The organism is Aestuariibacter sp. A3R04 (assembly GCF_018860805.1).
Lineage (GTDB): Bacteria > Pseudomonadota > Gammaproteobacteria > Enterobacterales > Alteromonadaceae > Alteromonas.
On sequence record NZ_JAHKQR010000003.1, the window covers coordinates 837543 to 857242 of the forward strand.

At 46.8% G+C, this 19700-nt stretch carries 15 protein-coding genes and 4 tRNA genes; 16 read left to right on the forward strand and 3 right to left on the reverse strand.

Features of this window, described 5'->3' with window-relative positions:
- Positions 1-58: 58 nt before the first annotated feature.
- Genes KO518_RS08365 through KO518_RS08380 form a run of 4 tightly spaced genes read left to right on the forward strand, consistent with a single transcriptional unit; the run spans position 59 to position 4540 of the window.
- Entirely contained in the window at positions 59-994 is a 936-nt protein-coding gene (locus KO518_RS08365; protein ID WP_216025358.1) for an ABC transporter ATP-binding protein, read from the forward strand.
- The gene (locus tag KO518_RS08370) at positions 994-1728 is read left to right on the forward strand and encodes an ABC transporter permease subunit (RefSeq protein WP_216025359.1); all 735 of its coding nucleotides are present in this window, start codon (positions 994-996) and stop codon (positions 1726-1728) included. Before KO518_RS08365 ends, KO518_RS08370 begins: the two co-directional genes overlap by 1 nt.
- Positions 1725-3581 carry a Gldg family protein gene (locus KO518_RS08375; RefSeq protein ID WP_252736020.1) on the forward strand — a complete coding sequence of 619 codons (1857 nt, stop codon included), beginning with the start codon at positions 1725-1727 and terminating at the stop codon, positions 3579-3581. Before KO518_RS08370 ends, KO518_RS08375 begins: the two co-directional genes overlap by 4 nt.
- Complete coding sequence (locus tag KO518_RS08380; RefSeq protein ID WP_216025360.1) at positions 3578-4540, forward strand: DUF4340 domain-containing protein; 963 nt, start codon at positions 3578-3580, stop codon at positions 4538-4540. Before KO518_RS08375 ends, KO518_RS08380 begins: the two co-directional genes overlap by 4 nt.
- Before the next feature lies 1 nt (position 4541).
- Here KO518_RS08380 and KO518_RS08385 read toward each other — a convergent pair whose 3' ends face one another.
- Both KO518_RS08385 and folD read right to left on the reverse strand, forming a co-directional pair.
- A complete protein-coding gene (locus tag KO518_RS08385; RefSeq protein ID WP_216025361.1) occupies positions 4542-5114 on the reverse strand; it encodes a DUF1415 domain-containing protein in 573 nt (190 codons plus the stop codon).
- Positions 5111-5965: a bifunctional methylenetetrahydrofolate dehydrogenase/methenyltetrahydrofolate cyclohydrolase FolD gene (folD, locus tag KO518_RS08390; protein ID WP_216025362.1), complete on the reverse strand. Its 855-nt coding sequence runs from the start codon at positions 5963-5965 to the stop codon at positions 5111-5113. Before folD ends, KO518_RS08385 begins: the two co-directional genes overlap by 4 nt.
- A gap of 232 nt (positions 5966-6197) precedes the next feature.
- Here folD and KO518_RS08395 point away from each other — a divergent pair.
- The 12 genes from KO518_RS08395 to dapE all read left to right on the forward strand — a co-directional run bounded on the left by KO518_RS08395 (position 6198) and on the right by dapE (position 17788).
- Positions 6198-6274: transfer RNA gene (locus KO518_RS08395), tRNA-Pro, on the forward strand.
- Between the two features lie 26 nt (positions 6275-6300).
- Positions 6301-6377 (forward strand) — tRNA-Arg (locus KO518_RS08400).
- A gap of 74 nt (positions 6378-6451) precedes the next feature.
- Positions 6452-6527, forward strand: a tRNA-His gene (locus tag KO518_RS08405).
- A gap of 89 nt (positions 6528-6616) precedes the next feature.
- Positions 6617-6693, forward strand: a tRNA-Pro gene (locus tag KO518_RS08410).
- A 259-nt stretch (positions 6694-6952) separates the two neighbouring features.
- Entirely contained in the window at positions 6953-8260 is a 1308-nt protein-coding gene (gene tig, locus KO518_RS08415) for a trigger factor (protein WP_216025363.1), read from the forward strand.
- 98 nt (positions 8261-8358) lie between these two features.
- Entirely contained in the window at positions 8359-8985 is a 627-nt protein-coding gene (gene clpP, locus KO518_RS08420; RefSeq protein ID WP_216025364.1) for an ATP-dependent Clp endopeptidase proteolytic subunit ClpP, read from the forward strand.
- A gap of 71 nt (positions 8986-9056) precedes the next feature.
- On the forward strand, positions 9057-10331 hold the full coding sequence (gene clpX / locus KO518_RS08425) for an ATP-dependent protease ATP-binding subunit ClpX (RefSeq protein WP_216025365.1): 1275 nt from the start codon (positions 9057-9059) through the stop codon (positions 10329-10331).
- A gap of 256 nt (positions 10332-10587) precedes the next feature.
- Complete coding sequence (lon, locus tag KO518_RS08430) at positions 10588-12939, forward strand: endopeptidase La (protein WP_216025366.1); 2352 nt, start codon at positions 10588-10590, stop codon at positions 12937-12939.
- Between the two features lie 316 nt (positions 12940-13255).
- Positions 13256-13528: a nucleoid-associated protein HU-beta gene (hupB, locus tag KO518_RS08435; RefSeq protein ID WP_216025367.1), complete on the forward strand. Its 273-nt coding sequence runs from the start codon at positions 13256-13258 to the stop codon at positions 13526-13528.
- Positions 13529-13754: 226 nt separating this feature from the next.
- Positions 13755-15647, forward strand: coding sequence for a peptidylprolyl isomerase (ppiD, locus tag KO518_RS08440; protein WP_216025368.1), 1893 nt, complete (start codon positions 13755-13757; stop codon positions 15645-15647).
- 517 nt (positions 15648-16164) lie between these two features.
- A complete protein-coding gene (locus tag KO518_RS08445) occupies positions 16165-16494 on the forward strand; it encodes a hypothetical protein (protein WP_216025369.1) in 330 nt (109 codons plus the stop codon).
- Between the two features lie 118 nt (positions 16495-16612).
- The gene (gene dapE / locus KO518_RS08450) at positions 16613-17788 is read left to right on the forward strand and encodes a succinyl-diaminopimelate desuccinylase (RefSeq protein WP_216025370.1); all 1176 of its coding nucleotides are present in this window, start codon (positions 16613-16615) and stop codon (positions 17786-17788) included.
- 126 nt (positions 17789-17914) lie between these two features.
- Here the strand turns inward: dapE and KO518_RS08455 are convergent, their stop codons facing one another.
- Entirely contained in the window at positions 17915-19633 is a 1719-nt protein-coding gene (locus KO518_RS08455) for a lysophospholipid acyltransferase family protein (RefSeq protein WP_216025371.1), read from the reverse strand.
- Positions 19634-19700: the final 67 nt, after the last annotated feature.

Genomic DNA, 19700 nt, shown 5'->3' on the forward strand with positions numbered 1-19700 from the left:
CCAGAAGTGTCCGTATAAGGTTGCATACAACTGACTAACTAATAGCCGATGGAACGCTATGATCGCAGTAGAAAAATTAAGTCGACGATTTAACCGAATTACCGCGGTAGATGAACTGACGTTCACTATTCAGCCCGGAGAAATTGTAGGGTTTCTTGGGCCGAATGGTGCTGGGAAATCCACAACCATGAAAATGTTGACCGGTTTTCTCACGCCAACTGAAGGTCAAATATCCATCGACGGTCTGTCAATGGAAAAACATACCAAAACGTTACAGCAGCGCATTGGCTACTTGCCGGAAGGCGCGCCCCTTTATAACGATATGACGGTGTTTCAGTTTTTGCATTTCATTGCTGGTGTTCGAGGCTTGCGGGGAAAACAGCGCAAAGCTCGCTTGACTCATGTGATAAAGAAAGTGGCATTGCAAGGCGTGTTAAACCGGCAAATCGAAAAATTGTCCAAAGGGTTCCGGCATCGAATAGGACTCGCGCAAGCCATTATACACGACCCGGATATTCTTATTCTTGATGAGCCTACAGATGGCCTGGATCCAAATCAAAAGCACGAGGTCAGGGAGCTTATCCGCGCCTTGTCCAGCGACAAAATAGTGATTATTTCTACCCATATACTGGAAGAGGTTACGGCTGTGTGTAATCGAGCCATGATTATTGCCAATGGCAAACTGTGCTTTGATGGTACACCTTCGGAGCTACAACATCGTTCGCGTTATCATCAAGCCATTACACTGCACTTTAGTTACGCAGCGGATATTTCCGGTCTCGCCGAGATAGAGGGGGTAGACGAAATGGTTGTAAATCGACACACCGGTGATGTAACACTCTTTCCCGAGGCCGGCAAACTGATTATGGCACCGGTTACGGAACACGTCAGCCACTACCGGTTACCGGTGGACAAATTCACAATTGAAAGCGGACGACTAGACGACGTGTTCAGAGAGATAACCACGGGCAGCACTGCAGAGGTAGGGGTGTAATGGGGCGGAGTTTAGTTATTGCACGAAGGGAGGTCGGCAGTTTTTTCACTACGCCAGTAGCTTATGTTTATTTGGCAATATTTTTAGTATTGACCAGTGTATTTACGTTTTTTCTCGGTGATTTTTACGATCGCGGGCAAGCTGATTTATTGCCTTTCTTCAGTTTTCATCCCTGGCTGTATTTGTTTCTCGTTCCCGCTATTGCCATGCGCAGTTGGGCTGAAGAACGAAAATCCGGCAGTATAGAGCTACTTCTCACGTTGCCTGTATCGGTTGCAGAAGCTGTTATTGGTAAATTTATCGCATACTGGTTTATTCTGGCTCTGGCGTTGGCGATGACTATGCCGCTGTGGTTCACGGTAAACTATCTCGGTGTGCCGGATAATGGCATTATTATAGCTGCGTATACTGGCAGTTGGTTGATGTCAGGCGCGTTTTTAGCGGTTAGTTTATGTGTATCAACGTTAACGCAAAGCCAGGTGGTGGCATTTATTGTCGCAGTGGTGTTGTGTTTTTTATTTGTGGTCAGTGGTTCGGAAATAGTGCTCGATGTATTTAAGAACTGGGCAACAAATGACGTGGTGGATACTATTGCATCCTTCAGTTTTATGACCCACTTTGATGCCATGTCAAAAGGCGTGTTGGCGGCCAATGATATACTCTATTTTCTTTTGGTGATAATCGGTTGGCTTTACGCAGGCGTTATTATTCTCGACGAAAATAAGGCGGTATGATGCGAAAAGTTACCGTTTTATTCAGTTTGTTTTTACTTTTTGTTTCATTCGTTTTTTTGGTGTTTATTAACAATCAGCTAGCCAGCCGGTATCGTGTAGATCTCACTGAAAACGCAGTTTATTCACTCTCCCCAGGGTCAAAAAAAGTGCTCATGGGACTAGAAGAACCCATTACGCTTTATTTTTTCTTTTCTAATTCGTCAACCACGGGAATGACGAAGTTGCGAAACTACGCCAGTCGCATAGAAAGTTTGTTGAACGAATACGTCCAGGCTTCTAATGGGCAAGTAAACCTGAAAGTCATAGATCCTGTTCCCTTTTCGGAGGCGGAAGATCTGGCGAATCAATTTGGGTTAACTGGCGCCGCTATTGGCCATCTGGGTGAAGATATTTACTTTGGGCTGGCTGGTACCAATTTGGTGGATGACACCTTCTCAATACCATTCTTTGACCAAAAAAATGAACAATTTTTGGAATATGATATCAGTAAATTGGTTTATCAGCTGAGTGAACCGGATACCATGACGTTGGCTCTGATTACTGATTTGCCTGTGGCTGGTGGGCAAGATCCTATTACGGGCCAATACACCGGGCCAATGGTTTTTTATCAGCAATTGGCTCAGCTTTACAACATTCACATAGTGTCTCGTGAAGACAAAATTCTGCCCGAGGACACAGACTTGGTTATGTTGTTACATCCTCAGGAATTGTCAGACAGCCTGCTGTACAGCATTGATCAGTTTGCTATGCACGGTGGTAGTGTGCTGGCATTCCTTGATCCGCACTACGAAGCAGACCCTTATGCTCTTCTTCCAGATCGGCGTGCCAATGCGTCGACATTTCCCCTGTTGAAAGCCTGGGGTGTGCAAGTGGGGGTATCTGACGTGGTTCTCGATGCGCAGCTAGGTCTGGATGTAAGAAGTCAGGATGGAACGGTGACGAAGCACTTCGGATTAATTGGCCTTACGGCGAATCAGCTTGATCGCAATGACGTCACCACAGCCAATTTGGATTCTATAAACGGAAGTGGCTTTGGTGTGCTTTATCCCGTCAGTAAGTCGGGTCTGGTGATGGAACCCCTTATGCAATCTTCAATGAATGCGGGCCTTACCAATGCGAACGACTATGCTATGACACAGGAGCCGGTATCGCTTCAGCGTGGATTTGGCGGCAATACCACAGCGTACATCTTAGCCGCTCGCTACAGTGGGAGTGCGCGTTCTTATTTTGAGCGTCCGGCGTCAGAAGGTCCGGCTGCTCGGTACGTGGAGAAAACCGATGACCTGAATCTTATCGTAGTGATGGACGCCGATTTGCTTTCAGACAAATACTGGATTCAAAAGTCCTCGTTTTATGGCGATACCTTGCTGACGCCCTTTGCGAACAACGGTGACTTTCTTGTCAACAGTGTCGAAAATCTCATTGGCAGTAATGCACTGATAAGCATTCGCGCGAGAGGGTCGTTTGCGCGGCCTTTCAGACGGGTGAACGAGTTGGAGGTAAAGGCAGAAGAAAAATTCCGTGAACAAGAGCGTCGTTTGCAACTGGAACTGGTAGCCGTGGAAGAAACGTTGCAAGAGTTGCAAGCGCAACAAGGGCACGGAGGAGCAATTGTTTTTAGCGAACAGCAGCAGTTGGCTATTGAAGCGCAGGTACAGAAACGCGTTGCCATTCGTCAGAAATTGCGAAAAGTGAGGTATGAACTGGAACGTGAAATTGATCGCTTGGGGGAAGAATTAAAGATCGCCAATATCGTCATTGCCCCTGCGGTTTTGTTGAGTTTATTGTACCTGTTTTCAATTTTGCTCAAACGGCGTCCGGGCAAGCAATATACCGGTGAGGACAGCGCATGATCAGACGAATGGCGGCACTGCTGTTGATAGCGATTAGCACTGGTGGTGTTAGTTGGTGGTTGCATCAACGGGGGGCTGCACAATCACAACAGCACAGTACTGAACAACAGCTTTTAGCTGATATTATTGACACGACTTCCGGTGTTCAAAGAGTGAAAATTGAAGATCAGAACGGCGTCCTGTTTTCTGCCGTAAGAGACTCTGAAAGATGGCTGGCTACTCATCTTGATACCATCACGACATTTCCGGCTGATACAAATAAACTGGCAGAGCTCGTTAACCAGCTTGTGCAAATGCGCGTTGTAGAAACGAAAACGTCTAACCCAGACAGATATACCCGCTTAGGTGTCGAGAGTGTAAGAGACAGTGGTGCGCAATCGGTGCTCATTGAACTGGGCGGATCTCAGGATGTATTCTCGTTGTTGATAGGTCGGCGTGCCGATAATGGAACAGGCACTTACGTCAGGCAGCCTGAGGAAGCCATGAGTTTGTTGGTCGATAAGTCATTTAGTTTGCCAGAGCAAAATGCCTCTTGGCTAAGTCGTCGAGTGTTGCCCTGGGGGGCAGACAATGTCAGGCGTATTACCGTTCACAAACCGGGTAGGCCTCCTTTGGAATTAAATAATCCTGGGGTGCAATCTGCGGACTGGCAAGTGCAAACAGAATCACAAGCGGACTCCCACGTTTCTGCGCGACGCGTTCAGGAGGTGTTAGCCTTTCAGTTCAGTTCAGTGAGCCCTTATCTACCTCAACAGTGGCAAGATGCCGATATTATCACTCGAATCGACATTGAGGGGCGCGGTGCAGAGGTGCTGACATTGTTGATGACAAATAGTCACGGCGATGAATACATTCAAATGCGGGTTACAACCGAAACGAATGCAGAGTGGTTTACCGAGTGGGAATTTGGTCTGACTGAATATCAGGCATTGCCTTTGCTATTTAACACTCAACTATAAATCAAAGAGGCGCATTGTCATCGGCAGATGTGTGCCGAATTGCTTGTAGCAGTTTCACAAAATGTTCCCGGCCTAACTTGTTAGCTTTGGCCATATTGCGTTCGAATATCGCGGACGCATCATCTTTCCCTTTCATGGCCTTTTCAATATCGTCTTCGCGAATAATATGAATCACGGGATAAGGACTGCGGTTGGTAAAGTGGCTCGGCGCGTCAGCAGGTTCACCGTCAAACAGGTAGTCTGGATGGAAACTGGCCAGTTGAAACTCGCCATTCATTCTGTTTTGAGTCATCAGTTGCTCTGCCATCGCCAGTAAGTCAAGATAGGTGTTGAAATCATCGAATCCGTTGGGAAAAATAACCAACGTGGTTGCGGTGTCAGGGTGGGCGCTTAAATAAAGACACTCTTGGTAAACCGCTTCTAAGGCGTGAGCGAAATCTGTCGCTACAACGGGAGTGTAGCGTATGGCGTTTATTTCGTGAACGGGTTTTGCGAACGGGCAAAATTGATAGCCGATTACAACCCGTTCTAACCATGCGCGGGTGGCGTCTACCACCCGTTCAGTTGCGATCATGAGTGGTACTTCACGTATGCTTCCAGCGTATTCTCTATTAGGCTGGCGACGGTCATTGGTCCTACACCGCCAGGTACAGGCGTAATCCACCCTGCCTGTTCCTTCGCTTTTTCGAACGCCACATCACCTACTAAAGTACCATCGCTAAGACGATTGATACCGACGTCAATCACGATAGCGCCGGGTTTAATCCACTCGCCGGGAATGAAGTTGGGTTTACCCACCGCCACAACCAGTAAATCTGCACGACTCACATGGGATTTCAGATCCTGAGTGAACTTGTGGCAGGTTGTCACCGTGCAACCAGCCAGGAGAAGTTCAAGAGCCATAGGACGCCCCACAATGTTGCTTGCACCTACGATGACTGCATCGAGCCCCTTTACAGGGCGTTTGGTAGCCTCGATCATCGTCATGATGCCTTTGGGAGTACAAGGGCGCAGGGCGGGTATCCGTTGGGCCAATCTACCGATGTTGTAGGGGTGGAAGCCGTCTACATCTTTTTGAGGTTTAATTCGTTCGAGAATAAGCTCTGCATTTAAACCGGCAGGCAGCGGCAGTTGTACCAGTATACCGTCGATTTCACTGTCTTCATTAAGTGAATCTATCAGGGCGAGTAAATCTCCTTGGGTCGTTTCCGCGGGTAAGTCAAAGGAACGGGACACAAAACCGACCTCTTCGCAGGCTTTTCGCTTATTGGCGACATACACCTGCGAGGCAGCATCACTGCCAACCAGTACCACGGCTAACCCAGGACAGCGTTTTCCCGCTTCTTTTAGTGAATCTACGTATACAGAAACGTGCTGGCGAACTTGTTTGGCAATTACTTTGCCGTCAATCAGATGGGCGCTCATGAATGTATTGTTCTCATGTTATTACGTTGTTGTATATATTGTTTCACAACTTCTCATGCCTTGCCAAAGTGAAAATACAGGTGTTTTACATTAGAGTTGGTCAAAATTTCAGAAGATTGCACGTATTCTGAGCGGTCAGTGTTTTTGTTGAAAAAAGTGTTTGACGAGATGGGATGTTGGCTATAGTATTCGCACCCCGTAACGGCAGGGAACATTGCTTGCCTTACACAGTCGGTGAGTGGCGCAGTTTGGTAGCGCACTTGGTTTGGGTCCAAGGGGTCGCAGGTTCAAATCCTGTCTCACCGACCACTTTTTTGTAAGCTTCGATTCGTCGGGCGTCCGTAGCTCAGCTGGATAGAGCAACGGCCTTCTAAGCCGTGGGTCGCAGGTTCGAATCCTGCCGGACGCGCCATCGGCGAGTCGGCAATAAGTACTGACATCGGCATACTGATATCGTACAATAGGCTTACAATGCATTACACAGTGGTGGGCGTAGCTCAGTTGGTAGAGCCCCGGATTGTGATTCCGGTTGTCGTGGGTTCAAGTCCCATCGTCCACCCCACTTCTCTGTCGAGAAATGTAATGCTAACCATCTTCAGCTTTATCAGTTAGACATTCTTTGACGCCTGTCCGACGTCTTCGAACTTATCTCGGTGAGTGGCGCAGTTTGGTAGCGCACTTGGTTTGGGTCCAAGGGGTCGCAGGTTCAAATCCTGTCTCACCGACCATTTATTCGCAATAATTTCGTAAACATTCAAAAAAGTACCTTTCGTCTGTAATTTCCTGCGAATTGTCTGCGTTTCCCTCTCGACTCTGTTAAAGCCTCCTAGTATACTACCGCGTCTTTTTTTAACCAATGTGTTTAAACAACGGTTTAGCACTGTTGAATAATCACCTCTAACCCGGGCGTACAACGCCTTGTTGGCAAGGACGGGAAAGGGGAATCAAGCAAAGCGTCACTTTAAGACGCACAGTTGAGGTAACATAATGCAAGTTTCAGTCGAGACGACCCAGGGTTTAGAACGCCGTCTTACTATTACCGTTCCTGCGGATTCAGTAGATACTGCAGTTAAGTCGCGTCTTCAACAATTAGCAAAAACGCAACGCATTAACGGCTTTCGCCCAGGTAAAGTGCCAGTAAGTGTCATACAGAAACGCTTCGGTGCCGCTGTTCGCCAGGAAGTCGCTGGTGATGTCATGCAGCAAAATTTTTATCAGGCCATCGTACAGGAAAAAATTAATCCTGCTGGTATGCCTAAGTTTGAACTGGTAAAAGATGAAAAAGGCCAGGATTTAGAATTTGTTGCGGCGTTTGAAGTGTACCCGGAAGTTGAAGTTAACGGTGTAGCAGACATCGAAATTGAGAAGCCAGTGGTTGAAATTACTGACGCTGACCTCGATAACATGATGGAGACGTTGCAAAAACAACATGCCACGTGGAAAGAAGTTCGTCGCAAAGCGAAGAAAGACGACCGTGTGGTTATCGACTTTGTAGGTAAGGTAGACGGCGAAGAATTCGAAGGCGGCAAAGCGGAAGACTTTACGCTGGAACTGGGCAAGGGGCGTATGATCCCAGGCTTTGAAGAACCTTTAGTAGGTGCGAAGAAGGGCGAAGAAGTGACTGTTGAAGTTACGTTCCCTGAAGATTACCACTCAGAAACGCTGAAGGGCAAAGACGCTGTGTTCGACGTGACTGTTAAGAAAGTTGAAGGTCAGCAGTTGCCAGACGTGGACGACGAATTTGCCAAGTTATTTGGTGTTGAAGACGGTGGTGTTGATGCGCTGAAGGCCGAAGTTCGCAAAAATATGGAACGAGAGCTGAGCCAAACACTGAAAACGTCAGTAAAAGAAGACGTGATCAGCAAGCTGATTGAGAAGAACGAATTCGATGTACCTGCGGCATTGGTCGACCAGGAAATCGACGCACTTCGCGAGCAGGCTAAGCAGCGTTTCAGTCAGCAATCCGGCGGCGCACAGAACATGCCGGAGCTTCCAGCTGAATTGTTTAAAGACAATGCAGTTCGCCGCGTTCGCATTGGTTTGTTGCTCGGTGAAATCATCAAACAGAATGAATTGAAAGCCGATGACGCGAAAGTTTTAGAATTAATTGAGACTTCTGCGTCAGCTTATGAAGATCCTCAAGAAGTTATCGACTATTATAAGGGTAACGAAGAACTGATGAACCAGATGCGCAACGTCGCACTGGAAGAGCAGGCGATTGAATGGGTACTGGCAAATGCCAAAACTCAGGATGTCACCAAAGCTTTTGATGAGGTTATGAACAAACAGGCGTAATTTTTTACCCTCTGATTGACTTAACCCGTCAGCTACTGCTTAAATGCTCGGAGCCTTCCGAGCATTTTTGTTTTTAACGCTAAGAAATCAAGGTAGATATGATAAACCCATTTGAACCTCAAGATGCATTGGTACCTATGGTCGTCGAACAGACGTCTAAAGGTGAACGTTCCTACGACATATATTCCCGTCTACTCAAAGAAAATGTGATTTTCTTGGTGGGTCAGGTTGAAGACCACATGGCTAACCTGATTGTCGCACAAATGCTTTTTCTGGAAGCAGAGAATCCCGATAAAGATATATTCCTGTATATCAATTCTCCCGGTGGTTCTGTAACCGCTGGCATGGCCATTTACGATACCATGAATTTTATTAAACCCGATGTCAGCACTGTTTGTATTGGTCAGGCTGCCAGCATGGGTGCCTTTTTGTTATCAGGTGGGACAAAGGGGAAGCGGTTTTGCTTGCCTAATTCTCGGGTGATGATTCACCAGCCACTTGGTGGGTTCCAAGGACAGGCATCAGATTTTGAAATTCATGCGAAAGAAATTCTGTCTATTAAAGAGAAACTAAATCGCTTAATGGCAGAGCATACCGGACAAGACTACGAAACCGTTGCACGTGATACTGACAGGGATAACTTCCTGAGTGCATCAGAGGCCAAGGAGTATGGCTTAATTGATCAGATTTTAACAAATCGATCTGACGCAGCCGCCACGAAGTAGTATAGTTAGTTAAAGCCTGAAAGTGATGTGATACGTTTTTCTTCATTCAGGCAAGGCAGAGGCAGAAAGAAATGAGTGATAAACAGAGCGGCGACGGAGATAACAAACTTCTCTACTGTTCCTTCTGCGGCAAAAGCCAGCACGAAGTCAGGAAGTTGATAGCGGGTCCGTCCGTTTTTATTTGCGATGAGTGTGTTGAGTTGTGTAACGACATTATTCGCGAAGAAATCAAAGAAATTGCACCAAAGCAAAAACAGGATGCGCTTCCGAAACCACAGGAAATTCACGCCCATTTGGACGACTATGTTATTGGGCAGGAACACGCGAAGAAAGTATTGTCTGTGGCGGTGTACAACCACTACAAGCGCCTTCGTAATGGTGACGTCCACGAAGGTGTTGAGTTGGGCAAAAGTAACATTTTGCTCATTGGGCCAACGGGAAGCGGTAAGACCTTGTTGGCGGAAACCCTTGCCAGGTTACTGGATGTACCCTTTACCATGGCTGATGCTACCACGCTGACGGAAGCAGGCTATGTGGGTGAAGACGTCGAGAATATTATTCAGAAGTTATTGCAGAAGTGTGATTACGACGTTGAAAAAGCCCAGCGCGGTATCGTCTATATCGACGAAATTGACAAAATTTCTAGAAAGTCAGACAACCCGTCTATCACCCGAGATGTCTCCGGAGAAGGGGTACAGCAGGCGCTGTTGAAGCTCATCGAAGGTACTGTGGCATCGGTGCCGCCACAGGGAGGACGGAAGCACCCTCAGCAGGAATTTCTGCAGGTTGATACGTCTAAAATTTTGTTTATCTGCGGCGGTGCGTTTGCCGGCCTTGATAAAGTTATCGAGCAGCGGGCAAACAAAGACACGGGAATCGGTTTTGGCGCGTCGGTGAAATCCAAGGACAACAAACCGCAACTTAGCGATCTGTTTAAGCAGGTAGAGCCAGAAGACTTGGTGAAGTACGGCCTTATTCCTGAATTTATTGGTCGTTTACCGGTAGTCACTAGTTTGGAAGAGCTCAGTGAAGCGGCGTTAATTCAAATTCTTCGAGAGCCGAAAAACGCAATTACTAAACAGTATGGAGCGCTGTTTGCCATGGAAGACACCGAGCTAGAATTCCGCGAAGACGCCTTACATGCTATTGCACGTAAGGCTATGCAACGGAAAACCGGTGCGCGTGGTTTGCGTTCAATCGTAGAAGCTGTGTTGCTTGATACTATGTACGATCTCCCATCGATGGATAACGTGAGTAAAGTGGTTATTGATGAGTCTGTGATAAAAGGCGAATCAAAACCAATCTTGATGTACAAGAGCGAGGAGAAAAAAGCGGCATCTGAATGAGTGTCGTTTTAAATGAATTTGAAAAAGGCCCTTACGGGCCTTTTTTTATACAGATTTGGTGGTACGGAGGTTGGGCTTATTGTCCTGATAAGGCAAAGTGTTTCTCCACTGGGTCAATTCTATCAGCAAGGTCATCAGAAAAAGGTTGCACCGAGTTGTAAAATCGATAAAGGTTGACGTAAAAGCAGGTTTTCAATTGAACTTTACCTGCGCATCCCCATATCAATCCACAATATGAACAAGACTGAGAACACGTATGACAGTTGAGCGTGAAGATCGCATTGAGATCCCCGTACTTGCGTTACGGGATGTAGTAGTTTACCCCCACATGGTAATACCGCTTTTTGTCGGTAGGGAAAAATCCATTCGTTGCCTTGAAGCAGCCATGGAGAACGATAAACAGATTTTTTTAGTTGCCCAGAAAGATGCCAGTATAGATGAACCCGATGCTGATGATATTTTTCAGGTTGGTACACTTGCGACTATTTTACAGTTGCTAAAGTTGCCCGACGGCACAGTTAAGGTACTGGTAGAGGGCAACGTTCGCGGTGAAATTCACCAGTATGAACAAGCTGAGCCTTTTTTCGTGGCACAAGTTAGTTCGGTTACTGACGAAACGTTACCGGAAAGTGAGCAGGAAGTACTTATTCGCTCTGCGGTTTCGCAATTTGAAGGGTATGTAAAACTCAACAAAAAGATACCACCGGAAGTCCTCACATCACTAAATGGTATAGACGACGCAGCTCGCTTGGCCGATACCATGGCGGCCCATATGCCGCTTAAGCTGGCGGAAAAGCAAAAAGTACTCGAAATGAAAAAGGTGAATGAGCGCCTTGAGTACCTGATGGCACTTATGGAAGGAGAAATTGACTTACTTCAGGTCGAGAAGAAAATTCGCACCCGCGTGAAGAAGCAAATGGAGAAAAGTCAGCGCGAGTACTACCTGAATGAGCAAATGAAAGCCATTCAGAAAGAACTCGGTGAACTGGATGATGCTCCGGATGAGTTTGAAGCGCTGAGTAAGAAAATTGAAGAAGCGAAAATGCCTAAGGACGCTGAAGAGAAAGCCAAGGGTGAGCTTCAAAAGCTAAAAATGATGTCTCCCATGTCAGCAGAAGCTACAGTGGTCAGAAGTTATATCGAATGGTTGACGAATGTTCCTTGGCATAAACGCAGCGCGGTGAAAAAAGATTTATCCCTTGCAGAGAAGGTGCTGGATTCAGACCATTATGGTTTGGAGAAAGTCAAAGAACGGATTGTGGAATACCTCGCCGTTCAAAAGCGGGTGAAAAAACTCAAAGGACCCATTTTGTGTTTGGTTGGACCACCGGGAGTGGGTAAAACCTCTTTGGGGCAATCAATTGCCAAAGCCACAGGCCGAAAATATGTGCGAATGGCACTAGGGGGCGTGCGAGACGAAGCGGAAATTCGCGGGCACCGACGTACATATATTGGCTCACTACCGGGTAAACTTATTCAGAAAATGGCCAAAGTAGGCGTGAAGAACCCATTGTTTTTGTTAGATGAAATCGACAAGATGTCATCTGACATGCGAGGAGATCCGTCGTCTGCGTTGTTGGAAGTATTAGATCCGGAGCAAAATAGCAGCTTCAGTGACCATTATCTGGAAGTGGATTACGATCTCTCTGACGTTATGTTTGTCGCAACGTCCAATAGTATGAACATTCCGGGCCCTTTGTTGGACAGAATGGAAGTCATTCGTCTATCGGGATACACAGAAGACGAAAAACTCAATATTGCTACGCGGCACCTCATCTCCAAGCAGATGGAGCGAAACGGTTTAAAAGACAAAGAGTTGGATATCAGAGAGTCTGCCATTATCGGCATGATTCGCTATTACACCCGTGAAGCAGGAGTGCGTAGTCTCGAAAGAGAAATTTCTAAGGTGTGTCGCAAAGCAGTGAAAGATATTCTTCTTAGCAAGAGCAAAGAGAAGGTCATTGTTACTCAGGATAACCTCAAAGATTACTTGGGTGTACAGCGCTTTGACTATGGTAAAGCTGATAAGGACAATCAGATTGGCCAGGTTACCGGACTTGCTTGGACTCAAGTGGGCGGCGATCTCCTTACCATCGAGACCACGGCTGTACCCGGCAAGGGCAAAATGACCTCTACCGGTTCATTGGGCGATGTGATGCAAGAGTCTATTCAGGCTGCGATGACAGTAGTGCGAAGCCGAGCAGAAAAATTGCGCATCAACAGCGATTTTTATGAAAAGCGGGATATACATGTTCACGTACCCGAGGGAGCAACACCCAAAGATGGCCCCAGTGCGGGTATCGCCATGTGCACTGCGTTGGTGTCAACGCTGACCGGGAACCCGGTGAAGTGTGAAGTTGCTATGACGGGTGAAATCACGCTGCGAGGTGAAGTTCTGGCCATTGGCGGACTGAAAGAGAAGTTACTCGCCGCGCACCGCGGGGGAATTAAAACCGTAGTCATTCCAAAAGACAACGAACGCGATTTAGAAGAGATTCCAGACAACGTGAAAGCCGATTTGGATATTCATCCGGTGAAGTGGATTGATGACGTATTGGATATTGCACTTCAGGAGCCGGTAGAGTCTTTTGAAGTCGTCGCTAATTAGTGACGGATGGGAGAGGCTGGATCTCAGTAAATTCGGGGGATACAGCCTTTTTTGTTGCTTTCGGTCAAAAAGTAGTCGCAGAAAGCCTGATTTCATCAATTTTTTTTAAAATAGGGCTTTCAAGTATCAGAAGTTGTGTTACCTTTACATACGTACTCGCTTGAAGCCTTGTGTCTAAAGGGATTGCAGCGAATCATTAAACGTTAAATAATTGTGACAGATGCTTGATTGTGATAATCAAGCTTGTTATAACGTTCTGAAGACAACGTTTTGTTTTTGGACAAGAGTATAATAACAATCGAAGGGGATTATAATTGTGAACAAGTCTCAACTCATCGACCAAATCGCTGCTGGAGCAGATATTTCTAAAGCTGCTGCAGGCCGCGCACTCGATGCATTTACAGGTGCAGTGACTGAAGCACTGAAAGAGGGTGATCAGGTTGCGCTGGTAGGTTTTGGTACATTTGCGGTACGTGAGCGCTCTGCGCGCAGTGGCCGTAATCCTCAGACTGGTGACACGATCCAAATCGCAGCTGCTAAAGTACCATCTTTTAAAGCTGGTAAAGCATTGAAAGACGCGTGTAACTAAGCGCTATAAATTCGAAAAAAAGGCGATGGGCTTCCATCGCCTTTTTTATTTCTGCTCATTTTACCTGTCCGCTACCAAACATTGCATGCCATGGGTTTGTTTACCGGAAAAACACCATTCAAACTGTCGCGTTTAGGTAGCGGAGCCGATATAATCTTGCCTTATTTTCTCGTGTCCGGTTAACGCTTCACGGGGAAGCAGTAAGCAATGGAGTTGAAATTAAGTCATGTTAGAAAGAATCAGAGAAGGTTCTCAGGGCCCTTGGGCAATGATAATCATTGGGCTTGTGGTACTGAGCTTCGTTTTTGCCGGCGTCGGCAGCTACCTCAATAGTTCAGGCCAAACCGTTGCGGCTACCGTGAATGGTGAAGAAATTAGTTTAAATGAACTTGAGCGAGCTTATCAGGCACAGCGCGGCAGAATGGAAGCGCAATACGGCGAGAGCATTTCGGCTATGTTTTCCGACGAAGCCTATCTAAAACAATTTCGTCAGGGTGTACTAGACAACCTAATCAACGAAGCATTGGTTGAACAAAAAGCGCGGGAACTGGGTTTGCGGATAAGTGACAATCAGATTCGCGAAACCATTTTAAATATGCAGGAGTTTCAACTCAGCGGCCAATTTAACAACGAACGCTACTTGTCAATTTTACGGCAAAACGGTTTTCAGCCAAGTGATTTTCGAGAATATTTGCGAGTACAGTTAACCCGTGAGCAACTTGCCAGATCTCTCGGAGTATCTGATTTTGCATTGCCCGGAGAGGCTAAAGCGGTGTTTGCACTTCAGGCTCAAACCCGAAATGCTCGGTATGCCGTGGTAAAGTCAGCGCAGTTTGCGGATGATATAGTGGTAAGTGATACAGATATCCAAGGTTATTATGACGCGAATATTTCTGATTTCGATACTGAAGAAAAAGTGGCGGTTTCCTATGTAACTCTGACTGTAGACGATTTAACAGCAGACGTTACGGTAACACCTGAAGATATTGCGCAGTGGTACGAAGAGAATAAAGATCAATTTATTACTGAAGAGCAGCGCCGGGTATCCCATATACTTATTGAAAGTGGTGAAGACGATGCTGCAGCAAAGAGTAAAGCTGAAGCGCTGTTGTCAGAGCTTCGCAGCGGCGCTGATTTTGCTGAATTGGCAGAAGAAAATTCAGATGACACGTTCTCTGCAGAAAACGGGGGTGATCTTGATTATATTGCGCCGGGTATGATGGATGATGCGTTCGAACGCGCAGCATTTGCGCTTTCTTCAGTGGGTGAATTATCTGAGGTAATTCAGTCTGAATATGGGTACCACATTATTAAATTGACTGACTTACAACCTGAAAAGGTGCAGAGTTTGGCTGAAGTCACAGACGAAATTAGCGAAAACCTCGTTGCTGATAAAGCGACAGAGCGTTTTTACGAGATTCAGTCCCGCATGGCGGAAGTTGCTTTTGAAGTGCCAGATACCTTGGATGAGGTTGCTGCTATTGCTGAACAGCCTGTCGAAACCACGGCGTTGTTTTCCAGAGGTAATGTACCTTCCGAGATCGATTTCCCCCAGGTGGTAAGTAGTGTTTTTTCTGTTGAGCTTATTGAAGAAGGTGTCAATAGCGATCTTATCGAACTAGACGGCGAGACAGTGATCGTAGTGCGCGTGAGTGAACACGAGCCTCAACGCACTAAAGCGCTAGATGAAGTAAAAGATGACATTGCGGTTTCTCTACGCGCAGAAAAAGCCCAGCAAGCAGCCCAGAGCTGGGCAGAAGAACAGCTTGCTTTACTGAATCAAGGTGAGAGTATCGACGATCAATTGGCGTCTCGTGACGTCAGTTGGGAGACAGCAGAAAATGTGAACCGCGCAGATGCACAATTACCAAGAGGAATTGTAGATACGCTGTTTACTCTAGCTCCATCGGGAGACAGGTCAAAACACGTAGTGACGCTGTTAAATGGTGATGTTGCCCTGGTTGAATTGACCGGCGTAAATGCAGCTGAGGAAGCGAATGAAACGGCCATCGATGCGATCGCCGAACGCTTAGCCGCCATGAACAGTCAAATGTCTTATCAAGCCTATGTCGAAGGGCTTCGGGAAGGCGCTGATATCGAGATTAAAACTGTCCGTTAAACGTGCTGCTTTGTCTTTATAAAAACCGGAGTCCGATGACTCCGGTTTTTTTTAATGTGTTATATCTGGGAAGTGCTAATGTCGGTTATCGCCGATAGTATATTGCTGGTAATGCTTTCCCCTCACCTATACTCACCGTTTTACCAAGGCCGGTTAAAAATGGCGTTAATCGCCACTACAGCGATTGCAATAACATCATGGTGAAATAAAACAGGGCGAGGGCTGTTGAGAGTACCAGTATATATATGAAGCCTTGTTTTCCCTCTGCGGCAGTCCAGTTGTTCATCTTCAGGTATCCAAACCAGAGTAAACAGAGGACGAGAGGGATAAGAACAATAAATTTGATCACGATAAATTTTCCTTAACTGTCGCAAATATGATGCGAAAATTTCACGATGACGTCTACTTAAACCCGTTAGTTAATTGTATCAATATGAATAATAAGTATTTTTTGTTTATGGTTTGAGTATTGCTTATCCGATGTTACCCAAAAGTAGAGCAAGTGTGGTAATTACTGGTGAAACGAACAATAAAAAGCCTGAGTATAGTGGTTTGCCTCGGATTTCCCATCGGCCTCACCGTTGCCGCAGATCGCGGGCACGGTATTAACGTTGAACGCAATGACGGACCGGATACGTCGTCTCGCAGTGCTCAGACAGAGTTCAATGGGTTGCCGGTTAAGTGGCTACGGACTGTGAAACCCGGTACCCTTCCAGACTATGCGATTTTCAGGCAGGAAGACGTGTTTCATGGCGACGGCGATACCGGAATAATTTCTATGGATATCGACGGCAAGATTATTCGCGTTTTATCTACTAGCAGAGAGATCGCTGACGTTAGCGGGTAACCAAAGCAGAAGTTGTGTCTCTGTGTCATCGTTGTGCAGCAATTCTGTTATCGTTTTGTCATTGTGGCACGATTAAATAGCCGCAGGTTAAAGCAGATGTGGATCCTTTGGTGGACCGATGACAATACGCCCCTTTATTTTGCCTTCCAACACCAGTCTGACGTATTGCCTTACTCATGCTAAGGCCCTTATAAACAAACATACCGTGACGCCAAACGATAACGGGTGTCAATATTACCTGGCGACATATTTGCAAGCGCTGGGATTCACTTGCGAGCATGTTGTGATTCACGGAGTGTCGAATCTAATCGCTCGGTGGGGGCAGGGAGCAAGACATGTTGCATTTTGTGGACACACCGATGTGGTATCACCGGGACCCTTGTCACACTGGCGTTATCCGCCGTTTGAGGCCCATATAGAAAATAGCCAGTTATACGGTAGGGGGGCCGCGGATATGAAAACCGGGCTTGCGGCCATGCTCGGGGCATGTCAGCGCGTGCTGCCCGGGCTAAACCAGGATGATTTCACGTTTTGGTGGCTTATCACCAGTGACGAAGAAGGTGACGCTCAATGGGGGTCAAAATGGATAAAGCAGGTGTTGGACGAGCGCGGCGTTCATCTTGATATGTGTTTAATAGGTGAACCGACTGCTTCATCTGCTACTGGTGACACCATCAAGATAGGTCGCCGGGGCGCGTTGTCAGGTACTATTGACGTAGCGGGTAAGCAAGGGCATGTCGCGTACCCTCATAGTTGCGACAATGCAATTCATCGTGCGAGCCGTATTGTGCAAGGGTTGCTGGACTTGGGGTGGGATGGCGGTGACCTTGACTTCCCGGGTACGTCGTTGCAGATTACCCATATAGACTCGGGGACATTTACCGACAATATTGCTCCCGGAAAATGTCAAATTGAATTCAATGTGCGTTTTGATGCTACTTATACACTCACAACACTAAAAGCTGCGGTTTTAGAACGAGTGTTGAGCGCAGACAACGATGCGACTATTCGTTGGTCACGACCCTGCGAGGCTTATCAAAGTCACGCTAGGGAAGGTGATTGCTTGATTGCGATGGCAGAAGCCGCTATTTATCGCGCTACTGGTCGGTACCCGTTGTTGAGTACATCGGGCGGAACTTCTGACGGGCGTTTTTTTGCTACCGAGGAAACGCAAGTCGTAGAGCTTGGTGTTCCAAACACCACCATTCACCAAATCAACGAATCCATTCATCTTTCCGATTTGCTTACGTTAGAAGATATTTATGCCGATATGCTTGTCCAGCTTGCTCGTTAGTGAGTTGAGGCACTAAAATACAAGGCCGATATGACGCTATGGCGCTGGACATCGCCTTACGAGTAACCGCAAGGCGATATTGCGCTGGACATCGCCTTACGAGTAACCGCAAGGCGATATTGCGATTTATGCCGATTTACATAGACCGGTTTCTTGCAAGTAACGTTTGCGTTTTTTGTCGGTAAGGCAGTTTAGGTCTACTACCACTAACCCATCGATACAGTCGGCGAAGTCGGGGTCAACGTTGAAATCGAGGAAGGCAACGCCGCCTGCTGTGGTCACTTCGGTATACTGTTTGTAAAGTGTCGGCACATTTACCCCCATGTTTGCCAGAAGATGTTTAAGCTGGGTAAATTCTTTTTTGTAGTCGTTGCCGGTAAACAGAGCAGATACATCAGCAGACACAGGGTACGGAATCCGGGATACAGCTGTGCCGAATTTCGCCGGGAAGTACGTGCGATAGAAAGACACTAACAGATCTTTAGCCGGTTGCGGATACGCGTTACTGATGGATACTGCACCAAACAGATAGCGGTATTTGGGGTATCGGGATAAAAAAGCACCAATACCAAACCACAAGTAGTCTAAGCTACGTTTGCCCCAGTATCGGGGCTGTACGAAGCTTCTACCCAATTCTAACCCTTCTTGGAAAAGCGCGGTATTGTCAGATGAATAGTCAAACAATGTGGCAGAATACAACCCGGTGGGGTGACTGCTTTGTGTCAGTTGGGCCGCATCGCCAAAGCGGTAAGCGCCGGCAATCTCAAGATCGTTTTCGTCCCACAGAATGAGGTGATAGTAATGGGCGTCGTATTGATCAATATCACGCCGACGGTTGGTACCTTCTCCTACTGCGCGAAATGCAATTTCCCGAAGCCGGCCAATTTCACGCAATACGGGCGAACAGCCTTTGTGTTGATACAAATAAATATGTTTGCCGTCGGTCGTATGGCCCAGGTGCTCACATTGCTTAATGGCGCGGGTAAGTTCCTTGCGATCCTCTGGCATAGCTATAGGTGCTTGCGTTGCCAAAACGCCCTTGCGATTGTTGCCGATGCGGTAAAGATGTCGCTTGAATAGTTTGACTTGTTCTTTGAGCGGCAAGGCAAGCTGATTATACGCTTCACAAGGGACGAGTTCGCCAATTCGCATCGGCAAGTGTTTTTTCCTCTGCTTAAACATCTCTTTGACCAGAAGTGCTGTGGCCAGAGGTTTGTAAATCATTGACACACTGTAAAATAATGGCGAATTTTTGCCATCGATATACACCGGCAAAATAGGAGATTTTGTCTGGCGGGCAATGCGTAAAAAGCCGGAATGCCAACGGGTGTCTCTAACTCCTTGGGGACGTAACCGCGAGACTTCTCCTGCGGGGAAAATAATTAACGCGCCATCGTTATTAAGGTGTTTTTGTATCGCGCTTAGGTGTTGTTTGGGGGTTCCACCGTGCATATTGTTCACGGGCAGCAACATGTTGTGGAGTGGTTTAACTGCCATGAGCATTTCGTTAGCAACTACTTTTAAGTCGTGACGCACTTCGCTAATCAGTTTGATTAGCGCCAAACCATCCAATGTGCCGATGGGGTGATTTGCGATGATAACCACACGGCCTTCCGTGGGAATGCGCTCTTTTTCTACATCGCGAGTGGAATAGCTGATATTGAAATATTCCAGTACCTGCTCGACAAAGTCGATATCTTCGTAGTGAGGATATGTGTCACTGAATTCTTTCATTTCTTGTTCGTGAAGCAGGTGTCGCAGTACAAATGACAGCGACTTGAACAGCCACGGTTTGTCCACAACTTGCGGATAGTGGCGAGCCAGAACGTCATCAACAGTAAACATAATTAATCCCGAGGTTTTGTGCGAAAGATACCAGTGCTATATGACGTTTTTCACACACTTTAATGTC

What these genes read in the sequence shown, in the direction of transcription:
- KO518_RS08380 (WP_216025360.1), top strand. Translation starts at nt 3,578, where the DNA reads ATGATCAGACGAATGGCGGCACTGCTGTTGATAGCGATTAGCACTGGT.
- KO518_RS08365 (WP_216025358.1), top strand. Translation starts at nt 59, where the DNA reads ATGATCGCAGTAGAAAAATTAAGTCGACGATTTAACCGAATTACCGCG.
- folD (WP_216025362.1), bottom strand. Translation starts at nt 5,965, where the DNA reads ATGAGCGCCCATCTGATTGACGGCAAAGTAATTGCCAAACAAGTTCGC.
- KO518_RS08385 (WP_216025361.1), bottom strand. Translation starts at nt 5,114, where the DNA reads ATGATCGCAACTGAACGGGTGGTAGACGCCACCCGCGCATGGTTAGAA.
- tig (WP_216025363.1), top strand. Translation starts at nt 6,953, where the DNA reads ATGCAAGTTTCAGTCGAGACGACCCAGGGTTTAGAACGCCGTCTTACT.
- ppiD (WP_216025368.1), top strand. Translation starts at nt 13,755, where the DNA reads ATGTTAGAAAGAATCAGAGAAGGTTCTCAGGGCCCTTGGGCAATGATA.
- KO518_RS08375 (WP_252736020.1), top strand. Translation starts at nt 1,725, where the DNA reads ATGATGCGAAAAGTTACCGTTTTATTCAGTTTGTTTTTACTTTTTGTT.
- KO518_RS08370 (WP_216025359.1), top strand. Translation starts at nt 994, where the DNA reads ATGGGGCGGAGTTTAGTTATTGCACGAAGGGAGGTCGGCAGTTTTTTC.
- dapE (WP_216025370.1), top strand. Translation starts at nt 16,613, where the DNA reads ATGACAATACGCCCCTTTATTTTGCCTTCCAACACCAGTCTGACGTAT.
- lon (WP_216025366.1), top strand. Translation starts at nt 10,588, where the DNA reads ATGACAGTTGAGCGTGAAGATCGCATTGAGATCCCCGTACTTGCGTTA.
- clpP (WP_216025364.1), top strand. Translation starts at nt 8,359, where the DNA reads ATGATAAACCCATTTGAACCTCAAGATGCATTGGTACCTATGGTCGTC.
- KO518_RS08455 (WP_216025371.1), bottom strand. Translation starts at nt 19,633, where the DNA reads ATGTTTACTGTTGATGACGTTCTGGCTCGCCACTATCCGCAAGTTGTG.
- clpX (WP_216025365.1), top strand. Translation starts at nt 9,057, where the DNA reads ATGAGTGATAAACAGAGCGGCGACGGAGATAACAAACTTCTCTACTGT.